The organism is Kluyvera ascorbata, assembly GCF_023195735.1.
Lineage (GTDB): Bacteria > Pseudomonadota > Gammaproteobacteria > Enterobacterales > Enterobacteriaceae > Kluyvera > Kluyvera ascorbata.
In genome coordinates this window covers 2,373,445-2,385,763 of record NZ_CP096201.1, presented here as the reverse complement: position 1 = coordinate 2,385,763, position 12,319 = coordinate 2,373,445, and the positions used below count along the sequence as shown (strand labels likewise).

The following is a 12,319-nucleotide window of genomic DNA, read 5'->3' as shown; positions in this document are numbered from 1 at the left end:
GTAGACCGTTCGCGGTAAAAGGTAACGCTGTAGCGTGGAACACAGAGGTATTCATAGCCCCCGCTTCCGTTTATCTTGAGTATATATTGTTGCCACTACAATCTAGTCATTAATAATTAAAAAAGAAAAACAGACCAAAATAATTAAATAAATCAGCCACTATGTGAACCCTTAATTAAATTAAAATAACATCTCGTAAAATGGATGTATTTTCTTTTCTCATAGACGAGATTTTACTTGTTATGATATAATATCAAAGAAGAATATACAGGTTAATACCCTGTCAAAAATGTAAATAAATTTTCGAGGAGAGCATTCCAGTGGGACGTAAATGGGCCAATATTGTTGCTAAAAAAACGGCTAAAGACGGGGCAACGTCTAATGTTTATGCAAAATTCGGCGTAGAAATCTATGCTGCGGCTAAGCAAGGTGAACCAGACCCAGAATCGAACTCAGCTTTAAAGTTCGTTATTGAACGAGCAAAACAAGCTCAAGTCCCTAAGCACGTTATTGATAAAGCTATTGATAAAGCCAAAGGTGGCGGAGATGAGACCTTCGTACCTGGGCGTTATGAAGGCTTTGGTCCAAGCGGCTCCATGATTATTGCTGAAACGCTGACCTCGAACGTTAACCGTACGATTGCTAACGTCCGCAACATTTTCAATAAAAAAGGCGGCAATATCGGAGCAGCTGGTTCTGTCAGCTATATGTTTGATAACACTGGGGTGATTGTTTTTAAAGGCACAGACCCTGACCGTATTTTTGAAATCATGCTTGATGCTGAAGTTGATGTTCGCGATGTCACCGAAGAAGAAGGCAACATCGTTGTTTATACTGAAGCCACAGACCTTCATAAAGGCATTGCAGCGCTAAAAGCTGCTGGCATTACCGAGTTCTCAACAACAGAATTAGAATTAATTGCGCAATCAGAAATTGAACTTTCACCAGAAGATTTAGAAATCTTTGAAGGTCTTGTTGATGGCCTTGAAGCTGACGATGATGTACAGAAAGTATATCATAACGTTGCGAATCTCTAATTTTCATTTAAAGAAATCTGTCGTTATGGCAGATTTCTTTATCTTATAGCATTGTTATAATAATTAGATAAAAACTTACCGAAATAATCTATATTTATTGAAGTCTTTGGCTCTGGCTCTCTGATGAAAAAATTAAAATGCGCTCAATTTAAATATCCTCGAGCCATGCAGACACCCTATTTGCCAGCGCCTGAGGCTGCTCCAGTGGAACCATATGACCACTCCCAGTGATAATCCTTAACGACGCATGAGGAATGGTATCGACCAGTTCCTTTGCCTCAGTCATTGAGCGTATTACATCGTCATTGCTCGCAATGACCAGCGTTCGGCAGCATAGCGTCGCGGCAGGAATATCTTGCCTTAGCAAGCTGGATTGCGTAACGAAGGCTTCAAATCCAAGACGGCATCCCATTTGTTGAATATTCGATATCATATCCAGATTTGACGCATTTCGAGGGTGTAGTGAGCGAGCAATAGCATGGTTGCTCAACCCCTTAAACGTTCTGGAAGACAATGACTGGATGCTTTGCCGCTTCGACTCCACCTGTCGCGGCGTATCTTCCCGTAACGAACTGGCAATCAGTACCAAAGACTCCACGCGTTCCGGAAAATCCGCAGCAAACTGTCTGGCAATGTACCCGCCTAGCGAAAAACCTATCAAAGTAAATTTTCCGGGCAGATAAGTACTCATATGCCTGGCTATATCACGTATGGTTTGCCCGCCATTGAGGGAAGCATAATGGACCTTAAAATGCGGCGGCAAATACGTTTCAAATCGGCTCCACAGATTTTCATCAAGCATATAACCCGGAACCAGGACAATCGTACGAGGTTTTATATTCATGTTTTTCGCCAAACGCATCAGAGGACTAACTCATTTCCATTAAAAATATCTGACCAGTGCTGAGACAACAATGCCAAAAGTAATAGCGAGCAACGGTCTGCTAAAAACCAACATCATCATCGCGGTGGTCAGCAGTGCCATCTGCGAACCTTTGTCGCCTGTTAATGCAACGGGAGCTAAAATGGCCACAAGCACGGAACCTGACATTCCCTGAATAAAAGCTTTGATTTTGTTGTTAAATGAAATGAATGACATAACATAAACACCGCCCCATCGGGTTGCAAGCGTAACCAGAGCCATCACAATAACAATCATCAGTGGGCCCATACCCGTCGTTTCAATAGTCATTTTTTCTTCCTCATCAGCACTCCAGCTATGCCACCGGCGAGCGCGCCAACGATCACATGGCTATTTTCCGGTAACCATTGATAAGCCATCAGCGATGACGCTGCCGCGACAATCCAGATAGCAACCATTCTGAGATTTCTTTCGCCTTCAAACACCATAGAGAGCAGAAAGCACCCCATCACCATATCAAGACCATAACTTTTAGGGTCCTGGACGGCGCTACCAAAATACAGCCCCGCCACCGTACCAATAACCCAAAAAAGCCATAGCGCGAGTCCACCGCCAAAGAGTAAGCCCAGCCCAGGTTTTCCCCTATTGAATGCCTGAATGGACATAGCCCAGTTAGCATCTGAGGCAACCATCATTATCCCGTAGCGTTTTGCTGGTGATAAAGGCCACAACCACGGGTATAGGGTTGCTCCCATCAACAGATGTCTGGCGTTAATGGCAAACACTGTTGCCATAAGGGTGAATAAAGGGATTTGAGTCCCCCAAAGGTCTAACGCGGCGAATTGTGCATAGCCGGCGAAGACCAACAGACTCATCGCCGTTGCCGTCAGATGCCCCACACCCGCTTGTGCTGCGGCCAAGCCAAAAGCGGCGCCAAAAATGGAGACAAAGAGAGAAACCGGGATAAGTTGTTGAAAACCAGACCATATCAGTGGTCGATTTAGTCGAGATAAATTTGGGATGCTGCGCGTTGCCTGAGACATCGTGATTTCCTGAAAATAAAAGCCAACAGGAAGGCACTATGCCAATGTAGTATAAACAAGAAAAACGCATAATAATGTATATTGCTATTTGATTATCGAATGATAAAGGTCGCAAATGTATTATCAGGATCTACAGATAGACTGGCTTAAATGCTTTGTTGCAGTGATAGATGCGGGGTCACTTTCGGCTGCAGCACCGGAAGTTCATCGTTCACAGTCTGCTGTCAGCATGCAGCTCAAAAAGCTCGAAACGGCATTAGGATGTCAGCTTCTACTTCGTGGTCCACGTCAGAATCAACTCACACCTGAGGGTCAGAAACTGTTGGGGTATGCCAGAAGGATGCTCGATCTTCATTCTGAAACCCAGGCTGCATTCCACGGCAAAGAGTTAACAGGACGCATTCGTCTGGGAGTTCCTGATGACTATGCGGCAAAATACCTGACTCCGGCTCTAAAGAGATTCGCTCCTAACTTTGGGTCAGTCGAAATTGAACTTAGCTGCGAACAATCGACGTCATTAATTCCTCGCGTCGAGAGTGGCGACCTCGACCTGGCGCTGGTCTCCCGGGAACATCCTGGCCAGGGCTCGTTATTATTTTATGAACCGATGGTGTGGGTGGGGTCTCCGCAGTTTGAAGTCTGGAGGCGCGACCCATTACCTATTGCAGTTTATGAAAGCACAAGTCTTGCTAAACGTAGTGCTATCAATGCATTAGCACTTCAGGGGCGGAGATATAAAGTGGTATATAACAGCTCAAGTCTGTCAGGACAGATTACAGCAGTTGAAAGTGGCCTGGCTGTTGCCGTTTTGACACAATGCAGCGTTCCACCTCATCTGCAGGTGCTTGGCAGTGAACATCTTTTGGGGCCCCTTGAGCCTATGGAAGTATCATTGTTCAGAAGCCGCGCTTCTCAGGGGTCTTCTGCTGTGGATAGTTTGTATGATTTGCTACTCAGAACATTAAGGGCTAGAAAAGTCTACAGTTGAGATTATTTAATAAATGTTCCAACGTATGCTTCTCGCTCACCCCCCCTGCCCACGTCACGTCCAAAGCCGAAATAGGAAGCGCAGTACAGCGTTCATTTCCGCCAATCAGCGTTCCCTATGACAGCTCAAACTAATAGACCTTTATGTTTGTATGCCTTTATTTACACCACGCTTATCCTTGGTTTGTTTTTCATACAGACACAATAAAAACAACGCGTTTTAATTATTTCACTGACCGTTTTTACTCAAAAATTAGACCATTAGCTTTAGTTATCTCATTGATTTAAATCAATTAACCAACGCCAAGTATTTGTCATATCAATAATAGCCGGTTAGCTTATATAAATAGTATGTTAACTAAATTATAATTCCTTAACATCCAGTCGATAGGTAAGGTTAAAATGCGGTTAATTGTTATGTTATTGAGCGTTGTGATCTCCACCCAGATCTGGGCTGGAACGCTTCCCAAGCCCGAGGGTAAAGTGCTTTTAACACTGACCGGTAATATTGCAAATACCAATGCTGACGGAAAAGCCGTTTTTGACACCGCCAGCCTTGAGAAACTGGGCATGATGAGTTTTCAGACCACCTCTCCCTGGTATAATGGACGTACGACGTTTACGGGCATCTCCCTGCAAAAACTCATGGATTACGTCGGCGCAAAAGGCTCTGTAGTTAAGGTCACTGCGCTCAATGACTACACTACCGTTATCCCGCTTAGTGACTTCAAAAAATACAATGTCATGCTTGCCTTAAAAATCAACGGAGAATATATGCGCGTCCGTGATAAAGGCCCTCTATTTATTGTTTACCCCTATGACAGCTTACCTGAACTGAATAATCAGGTTTATTATTCTAGATCGGCCTGGCAAGTCAGCAGAATGAGTATCGAGTAGGAGTTCTGGCGAACATCATGAACAGAATACTGGCTGCCATCATATTTTCTCTTTTCATATCAACAGGGTATGTGTCTTTCCTTGTGCATGAAAGACAACAAGAGTTACAAAAGCTGACCCACTACGCTAACTCCTGGTCTGCTGCGCAGGTGGTATCCGAATATTACCGGTTGGAATCGTGGCTCGGTCTTTACACGCTGGACGATACCATGCCGATTGATGGTGTGCGTCTGCGTCTGGACATTATGCTCAGCCAGAGCGATTTAATGAAAGAAGGCGATTTAGGCCATTATATAGACAGCAGTAAAGCCCATCATGAACTGGCTTTAAGGCTTGAAAAAGTACTGGACGATCTCGACGTTCAGCTTGAGAAAATGAACCGTTCTGATCTTAAGTCATACCTTAAGGTAATGCATACGCTCGATGTGCCTCTCAGTCGTCTCTCATCCGGCGCGTTGGACAAGGACGTTAACTCTGTTAATGAAGCCAACCTCAAAATTCAAACCCTGTACTACATATATTCGGCAACCGCTGTATTACTGATAATACTGAGTGCCATACTGGGTATGATGATCTTCTTTCAGAACAGAAACATTCTGAAGGCGCATCTACAGGTTAAAAGCCTGGCTGAAGAACTCCAGAGATCGAAAGAAAAACTGCAAAGCCAAAATGCAAAACTGGAATATGATGTTTTCCATGATCCTTTGACCGAAATGAACAACCGTCAGTTTTTTTGGTGGAATTTAAATAAAACGATCAAAACTGCAAAACAAAATAATACTACCGTGGCGGTCATGTTGTTTGATTTAGACCGATTCAAAGAGGTTAATGACACCTATGGGCATGATGCTGGCGATATGCTGCTGCGCCAGATTTCCCAGCGGTTGATATCGCTGAATATGCCTTCAGATACGCTCTATCGCTTGGGTGGCGATGAGTTTGCGTTTCTTTCGAGCGATCTGACTGAGAGTAGCGCCGTTTCACAAGCGCAAAAAATAGGCGAGTCGCTCAACCAACCCTACACGATTTATAACACGATTATCAATATCACCACCTGCATTGGTATCGTTATTTCGCAAACCGAGCGCCGCTCCGATTATCTCTACAAATATGCTGACCTGGCGCTTTATGAAGCCAAAAATGAAGGTCCAGGGAAAATAAAAGTTTTCCGCCAGCGAATGTTAGATAAGCTGCAAGAAAGCAGAAAGCAGAAAGCTTGAGCATGATATGGCCATGGCATTAATGAATAAAGAATTCGTGGTCTATTATCAGCCGATCGTTGATTCGTTCAGCCGCGAGATTTACAGCTATGAAGCGCTGATTCGGTGGATTCACCCTACAAAAGGTCTACTGTCGCCGGATAGCTTTATTCCGGTTGCGGAAAAAACAGGCATGATTAACGAGATGGGAAAATCGGTGCTTGAAATGGCCTGTCGGGAAGCCGCTTCCTGGGCCGTTCCGGCTAAAATTTCCGTCAACGTCTCCCCTGTCCAGCTTAGCACTAAAGGATTTGCCGGAATTGTGGTGTCGATATTAAAAGAGACGGGGCTTCCAGCTGACCGCCTTGAACTGGAAGTGACGGAATCCTCTCTTTTCACAGAGAGCAATACGCCGATGAATGCGCTTAACAAGCTCAGAGCGCTGGGTGTGAAGATATCTATCGATGATTTCGGTACCGGCTATTCTTCCCTTTCTCGATTGAGCAGGCTGGCCTTTGATAAAATCAAAATCGACAAATCCTTTGTGAATTCGTTAGCGACACAAGAAGACGCGCTGAATATCATCAAGCTCATCACTGGCGTGGCGAAGTCCCTCAACATGAAGGCCATTGCAGAGGGTGTAGAAACGCAGGAACAACTCGAAAGCCTTCAGGCACTCGGCTGTGATTTCGCACAAGGGTATCTTTTTAGCAAACCTCAGCCGTATATCGCTGCAGAAATCAAACATGGCAAACAGAGTATTCCAACATGACCACGTTTCATCATCTAGAGGCCACCAGCCTACGCGGTGAGCTCATCTCAATGTCCGACTATGCTGGCAAACTGGTTCTGGTCGTCAATACCGCCAGCCAGTGTGGTTTCACGCCTCAGTATGCAGGTCTTGAAGCGCTCTACAAGAAATACGCGTCTCAGGGTCTTGTGATACTGGGGTTTCCCTGCAACCAGTTTGGCAAACAGGAACCCGGTAGTGCTGATGACATAGCGCAAACCTGTCACATCAATTACGGTGTGAGCTTTCCGATGTTTGAAAAAGTTGAGGTCAACGGCGCCGGCGCGCACCCGGTATTTCGTTACCTGAAGGACGAGTTACCCGGCATACTGGGTGGGCGTATCAAGTGGAACTTCACCAAGTTTTTGGTGGGCCGCGATGGCAAGCCGCTCAAGCGTTTTGCCCCTTTCACCACCCCAGAGAAAATGGAAGGCACGATCGTTGCTGCACTTAAAATCTAAGTGCCCTTTCAGGGGATGAAAAACGTAAGCTTAAGACAAATCAGAAAGTTATCGTCAAAGACAGTCGCTTACACTGCCGATGCTATACTTCCCTGCGAATCTCATGAAAAGGAGCTAATCATGCAATCATCACGTTGGTTACTGGCATTACTGCTCGCAGGCGCTATGCCTGCGCTTGCCGCCGTACCTGACTCCTGTGAGCGTGTCAGGAGCGACATTCAGCAGAAAATCATCCAGAACGGCGTAGCCGAAAGCGCCTTTACCCTTGATATCGTGCCCAACGATCAGGCTGATAAAGCTGGGGCCCAGGTCGTCGGCCACTGTGCTAACGACACCTTTAAAATTCTCTACACCCGCACCGATAACGCCCAGTAATGTGCTACCGCCTCCAGCAGGAGGCGGTGCTTTCTAGCCTTTCTTCTCGACAATAAACTCCAGCGCAATGCCAACCAGTACGCCATCGCGCAGCGTTTGATCATCGGATAACGCATCCAGGTCTCCCTGAAAACGCAGCTTTTGTGCAGTGGTGTTAATGGTCAATTTTGAATGCAAACAAGGCAGCGCCTGCGAACTGACCGGATAGACCACGCGCCCGGAAACCAGTACAGGTATCCTGCGCAATGCAGCGGATTGCAACACCCCTACCGTGGAATACAAAACTGCCACTGGCGTAACAGCGAGGACTTTTACCTCCGTCACGCTGATGAAGTCAAGCAAAATTTCGGGGCGTAAAAAATTTAACCCTTTGTAGGGAACCGTGACCGTCTCAATCGCGGGCATCGGAATAACAGAAGAAGCAATATCCTGCATAGATGACTTCCATAAGTAGCGGATTAGCGGTAAGAAATTCGATTAACAATAAACGGTTAACCGCAATAAAACTGTTTTTATGTTGTAAAACAATTATGCACACGCCCCTCGCAACTGGCAAACGCCGACATGCAAATACCCCGTTAGTGCAACAGTGTATTTTGACCAGGGTTAATACTTGTATACCACTAACCAGGTATCCTCTTTCCATCATTAGCAGGTTTTTAATTTCTCGTTGAAATCATTAAACAAAAATAATGGAGTGAGTGATGTCAAATCAGGAAAAGCCAGGGGGGCTGAGCCGACGCACCCTAATTAAATCATCGGCTATCGGCTCATTAGCCTTCGCGGCGGGTAGCCTCTCGCTCCCCTTCTCCTTGCGCGCCACGGCCGCTGCAGTACAGCAGGCTAATCAGCCGGAAGATAAAGTGGTTTGGGGCGCATGCTCCGTCAACTGCGGTAGCCGCTGCGCGTTGCGTCTGCACGTCAAAGACAATGAAGTCTACTGGGTAGAAACCGACAATACCGGCCACGACGTTTATGGCGATCACCAGGTACGCGCCTGGCTGCGCGGGCGCTCCATTCGCCGTCGAATCAACCACCCTGACCGCCTGAACTATCCCATGAAGCGTGTAGGCAAGCGTGGCGAAGGCAAATTCGAGCGCATTAGCTGGGATGAGGCGCTGGACACCATCGCCAGCAACCTCAAACGCGTGGTGAAAGATTACGGCAACGAATCCGTCTACATTAACTACTCTTCCGGCATCGTTGGCGGCAATATCACTCGGTCCTCACCATCCGGTTCCGCGGTGATGCGTCTGATGAACTGCTACGGCGGTTCGCTTAATCAGTACGGCACCTACAGTACCGCCCAGATTGCCTGCGCCATGCCGTACACCTACGGCACCAACGACGGCAACAGCACCTCCGATATCGAAAACAGCAAACTGGTGGTGATGTTCGGCAACAATCCGGCAGAAACCCGCATGAGCGGCGGCGGCATTACCTATTATCTTGAACAAGCTCGCGAACGCTCAAATGCGCGCATGATCGTTATCGATCCCCGCTATACCGATACCGCCGCTGGCCGGGAGGATGAGTGGATACCTATCCGTCCTGGTACCGATGCCGCGCTGGTTGCCGGTATTGCCTGGGTGTTGATTGACGAAAACCTGGTCGATCAGCCGTTCCTCGATAAATACTGCGTCGGTTACGACGAGAAAACCTTACCAGAAGGCGCACCGGCCAACGGACACTATAAGGCCTATATTCTTGGTCAGGGCGATGACGGCGTGGCGAAAACCCCGCAGTGGGCATCGCACATTACCGGTATTCCAGCCGATAGAATCATCAAGTTAGCGCGTGAAATCGGCAGCACTAAGCCGGCTTATATTTGCCAGGGCTGGGGGCCACAGCGCCAAGCAAACGGCGAGCTTTCTGCCCGTGCGATTGCCATGCTGCCCATTCTGACCGGCAACGTTGGCATCAACGGCGGTAACAGCGGCGCGCGTGAATCCACTTACACGATAACCATCGAACGCTTCCCGGTACTGGAAAACCCGGTCAAAACGGCGATTTCCTGCTTCACCTGGACCGATGCTATCGACCACGGTACCGAGATGACCGCCACCCGTGACGGCGTGCGCGGCAAAGATAAGCTGGATGTGCCCATCAAGTTCTTCTGGAACTATGCGGGCAACACCATCATTAATCAGCATTCGGATATCAATAAAACCCACGAGATTTTGCAGGACGACAGCAAATGCGAAATGATCGTGGTGATTGAAAACTTCATGACCGCCTCGGCGAAATACGCCGACATCCTGCTGCCCGATTTAATGACCGTCGAACAGGAAGACATTATCCCGAACGATTACGCCGGGAATATGGGCTACCTGATCTTTATCCAGCCAGCCACAGCGCCAAAATTTGAGCGCAAGCCCATCTACTGGATCTTAAGCGAAGTGGCGAAACGTCTTGGGGACGATGTCTACCAGAAATTCACCGAAGGACGTTCGCAGGAGCAGTGGTTGCAGTATCTGTACGCCAAAATGCGCGCCAAAGACGCGGATTTGCCGACCTATGATGAACTCAAAAAGATGGGCATCTACAAGCGTAAAGATCCGAACGGGCACTTTGTCGCCTACCAGGCTTTCCGCAAAGACCCGGAGGCAAATCCGTTAAAAACACCGTCGGGAAAAATCGAAATCTACTCCAGTCGTCTGGCCGACATTGCCGCGAAATGGCAGCTTGAGAAAGACGAAACCATCAGCCCACTGCCGGTTTACGCCTCAACCTTCGAAGGTTGGGACGATCCACTGCGCGGTACTTTCCCGCTACAGCTGTTCGGCTTCCACTATAAAGCGCGAACGCACTCCAGCTACGGCAACGTTGATGTGCTGAAAGCCGCTTGCCGCCAGGAAGTCTGGTTAAACCCGCTGGATGCGCAAAAACGTGGGATCCGCAACGGTGACATGGTGCGCGTATTCAACAGCCGTGGTGAACTGCGTATTCCGGCAAAAGTCACGCCGCGCATTATGCCGGGCGTGTCCGCAATGGGCCAGGGTGCCTGGCACGATGCCGAGATGAACGGAGACCGAATCGATCACGGTTCCTGCATCAATACGCTGACGACGCATCGCCCTTCTCCACTGGCGAAAGGCAATCCACAGCACACCAACCTGGTTGAGATCGAGAAGGTATAAGGACTAGACCATGAGCACCCAATACGGATTTTTCATCGACTCGGCCCGCTGCACCGGTTGTAAAACCTGCGAGCTGGCGTGTAAAGATTACAAAAACTTAACCCCGGACGTCAGTTTCCGTCGTATTTATGAATACGCAGGCGGCGACTGGCAGGAGGACAACGGCGTCTGGAACCAGAACGTCTTTGCTTACTACCTGTCCATCGCCTGTAACCATTGCGAAGACCCGGCCTGTACCAAGGTGTGCCCAAGCGGCGCGATGCACAAACGTGAAGACGGTTTTGTGGTCGTCAACGAAGAGGTCTGTATCGGCTGTCGCTACTGTCACATGGCCTGCCCGTACGGTGCGCCGCAGTACAACGAAGCCAAAGGTCACATGACCAAATGCGACGGCTGCCACGAGCGTGTGGCGGAAGGTAAGAAACCGATTTGCGTGGAATCCTGCCCGCTGCGCGCGCTGGACTTTGGCCCAATCGAAGAGCTGCGTCAGAAGCACGGTACGCTGGCGGCGGTGGCACCACTGCCGTCCGCACACTTCACTAAGCCAAGCATTGTGATTAAACCCAACGCCAATGCACGTCCGTGCGGCGATACCACTGGCTATCTGGCCAATCCGAAGGAGGTGTAAGATGGGAAGTGGATGGCATGAATGGCCGTTGGTACTCTTTACGGTGCTGGGGCAGTGCGTTGCGGGAGCCACCATCGTCACCGGCTTAGGCTGGCTGGCGGCGCGCCATGAACCCGCAGATCAACGTCGCATTGCGCTTAATATGTTTTTCCTGTGGGTGGTGATGGGCATCGCTTTTTTTGCCTCTGTGCTGCACCTCGGCTCACCGCTGCGCGCGTTCAACTCGCTTAATCGCGTGGGAAGTTCTGCGCTCAGTAACGAGATAGCCAGCGGTTCCGTTTTCTTCGCCGTAGGGGGCTTCTGGTGGTTACTGTCGGTGATGGGTAAAATGCCCGCCGCGCTTGGGCGTTTTTGGCTGCTGGTCAGCATGGTGCTCGGACTGGTATTTGTCTGGGCGATGACACGCGTTTATCAGATAGATACCGTGCCAACCTGGTATAATGGTTACACGACGGCATCGTTCTTCCTGACCGTGCTGCTCACCGGGCCTCTGTTTGCAGCCCTGCTGCTTAAAATGTCAAAGGTACCGTTCAACGGGAAATTCTTTGCCTCGGTCAGCGTACTGGGCTATTTGCTCAGCATCGCCGTCGTCGTGATGCAAACCGCTGATCTGGGCTTTATTCACAGTTCCGTTCAGCAGGCGAACGCGCTGCTGCCGGACTGGGGCACCTTACAGGTGTGGCGCTTTGTACTGTTAGCGGCAGGTTTAGGCTGCTGGCTCTGCCCGTTACTGCGTCGCGTTCCGCCGCGGGCTGCGGGTCTGGCGCTTGGTCTGGTACTGATGCTGGCAGGCGAACTTATCGGTCGTGGGCTGTTCTATGGCCTGCATATGACCGTCGGCATGGCAATTGCCGGGTAATTCATCGGTGCGGGAGCAATCCCGCACCCTTTTAAGGATAT

12 protein-coding genes and 1 pseudogene are annotated in these 12,319 nt (G+C 48.9%); 9 read left to right on the top strand and 4 right to left on the bottom strand.

From position 1 onward, the window contains the following. Positions 1-320: 320 nt before the first annotated feature. Entirely contained in the window at positions 321-1,037 is a 717-nt protein-coding gene (locus MY052_RS11260; protein WP_035894539.1) for a YebC/PmpR family DNA-binding transcriptional regulator, read from the top strand. 148 nt (positions 1,038-1,185) lie between these two features. On the opposite strand, the gene MY052_RS11255 is transcribed toward MY052_RS11260, so the two are convergent. From MY052_RS11255 to MY052_RS11245, 3 genes are read right to left on the bottom strand one after another with little or no spacing between them, the layout of a single operon-like run. Further along, on the bottom strand, positions 1,186-1,881 hold the full coding sequence (locus MY052_RS11255; protein ID WP_338033455.1) for an alpha/beta fold hydrolase: 696 nt from the start codon (positions 1,879-1,881) through the stop codon (positions 1,186-1,188). A 39-nt stretch (positions 1,882-1,920) separates the two neighbouring features. Further along, a complete protein-coding gene (locus tag MY052_RS11250) occupies positions 1,921-2,229 on the bottom strand; it encodes an AzlD family protein (protein WP_115074122.1) in 309 nt (102 codons plus the stop codon). Continuing rightward, positions 2,226-2,942 (bottom strand): AzlC family ABC transporter permease, encoded by a 717-nt coding sequence (locus tag MY052_RS11245; protein ID WP_248538824.1) that lies wholly within the window; start codon positions 2,940-2,942, stop codon positions 2,226-2,228. The genes MY052_RS11250 and MY052_RS11245 overlap by 4 nt, the downstream gene beginning before the upstream one ends. A gap of 115 nt (positions 2,943-3,057) precedes the next feature. Between MY052_RS11245 and MY052_RS11240 the strand changes: the two genes are divergently transcribed. The 5 genes and pseudogenes from MY052_RS11240 (at position 3,058) to MY052_RS11220 (ending at position 7,651) form a co-directional block, all read left to right on the top strand. Beyond that, positions 3,058-3,930, top strand: coding sequence for a LysR family transcriptional regulator (locus MY052_RS11240; protein ID WP_123651948.1), 873 nt, complete (start codon positions 3,058-3,060; stop codon positions 3,928-3,930). Between the two features lie 401 nt (positions 3,931-4,331). Further along, complete coding sequence (locus MY052_RS11235) at positions 4,332-4,826, top strand: putative pterin-binding protein (protein WP_248538823.1); 495 nt, start codon at positions 4,332-4,334, stop codon at positions 4,824-4,826. A gap of 17 nt (positions 4,827-4,843) precedes the next feature. Further along, positions 4,844-6,797: pseudogene (locus tag MY052_RS11230) on the top strand (putative bifunctional diguanylate cyclase/phosphodiesterase). Continuing rightward, complete coding sequence (locus MY052_RS11225; protein WP_248538822.1) at positions 6,794-7,276, top strand: glutathione peroxidase; 483 nt, start codon at positions 6,794-6,796, stop codon at positions 7,274-7,276. Before MY052_RS11230 ends, MY052_RS11225 begins: the two are co-directional and overlap by 4 nt. Before the next feature lie 120 nt (positions 7,277-7,396). Continuing rightward, on the top strand, positions 7,397-7,651 hold the full coding sequence (locus MY052_RS11220; RefSeq protein ID WP_035894532.1) for a DUF1161 domain-containing protein: 255 nt from the start codon (positions 7,397-7,399) through the stop codon (positions 7,649-7,651). Positions 7,652-7,684: 33 nt separating this feature from the next. Here MY052_RS11220 and MY052_RS11215 read toward each other — a convergent pair whose 3' ends face one another. Continuing rightward, complete coding sequence (locus tag MY052_RS11215) at positions 7,685-8,086, bottom strand: dTDP-glucose pyrophosphorylase (RefSeq protein WP_248538821.1); 402 nt, start codon at positions 8,084-8,086, stop codon at positions 7,685-7,687. 269 nt (positions 8,087-8,355) lie between these two features. Between MY052_RS11215 and ynfE the strand changes: the two genes are divergently transcribed. Genes ynfE through MY052_RS11200 form a run of 3 tightly spaced genes read left to right on the top strand, consistent with a single transcriptional unit; the run spans position 8,356 to position 12,278 of the window. Continuing rightward, a complete protein-coding gene (ynfE, locus tag MY052_RS11210) occupies positions 8,356-10,791 on the top strand; it encodes a selenate/tellurate reductase subunit YnfE (RefSeq protein WP_248538820.1) in 2,436 nt (811 codons plus the stop codon). Between the two features lie 10 nt (positions 10,792-10,801). Then, a complete protein-coding gene (locus tag MY052_RS11205; protein ID WP_248538819.1) occupies positions 10,802-11,419 on the top strand; it encodes a DMSO/selenate family reductase complex B subunit in 618 nt (205 codons plus the stop codon). 1 nt (position 11,420) lies between these two features. Further along, positions 11,421-12,278 carry a dimethyl sulfoxide reductase anchor subunit family protein gene (locus MY052_RS11200; protein ID WP_248538818.1) on the top strand — a complete coding sequence of 286 codons (858 nt, stop codon included), beginning with the start codon at positions 11,421-11,423 and terminating at the stop codon, positions 12,276-12,278. Positions 12,279-12,319 lie beyond the last annotated feature (41 nt).

What these genes read in the sequence shown, in the direction of transcription:
- MY052_RS11205 (WP_248538819.1), top strand. Translation starts at nt 10,802, where the DNA reads ATGAGCACCCAATACGGATTTTTCATCGACTCGGCCCGCTGCACCGGT.
- ynfE (WP_248538820.1), top strand. Translation starts at nt 8,356, where the DNA reads ATGTCAAATCAGGAAAAGCCAGGGGGGCTGAGCCGACGCACCCTAATT.
- MY052_RS11245 (WP_248538824.1), bottom strand. Translation starts at nt 2,942, where the DNA reads ATGTCTCAGGCAACGCGCAGCATCCCAAATTTATCTCGACTAAATCGA.
- MY052_RS11255 (WP_338033455.1), bottom strand. Translation starts at nt 1,881, where the DNA reads ATGAATATAAAACCTCGTACGATTGTCCTGGTTCCGGGTTATATGCTT.
- MY052_RS11235 (WP_248538823.1), top strand. Translation starts at nt 4,332, where the DNA reads ATGCGGTTAATTGTTATGTTATTGAGCGTTGTGATCTCCACCCAGATC.
- MY052_RS11240 (WP_123651948.1), top strand. Translation starts at nt 3,058, where the DNA reads ATGTATTATCAGGATCTACAGATAGACTGGCTTAAATGCTTTGTTGCA.
- MY052_RS11200 (WP_248538818.1), top strand. Translation starts at nt 11,421, where the DNA reads ATGGGAAGTGGATGGCATGAATGGCCGTTGGTACTCTTTACGGTGCTG.
- MY052_RS11215 (WP_248538821.1), bottom strand. Translation starts at nt 8,086, where the DNA reads ATGCAGGATATTGCTTCTTCTGTTATTCCGATGCCCGCGATTGAGACG.
- MY052_RS11225 (WP_248538822.1), top strand. Translation starts at nt 6,794, where the DNA reads ATGACCACGTTTCATCATCTAGAGGCCACCAGCCTACGCGGTGAGCTC.
- MY052_RS11250 (WP_115074122.1), bottom strand. Translation starts at nt 2,229, where the DNA reads ATGACTATTGAAACGACGGGTATGGGCCCACTGATGATTGTTATTGTG.
- MY052_RS11220 (WP_035894532.1), top strand. Translation starts at nt 7,397, where the DNA reads ATGCAATCATCACGTTGGTTACTGGCATTACTGCTCGCAGGCGCTATG.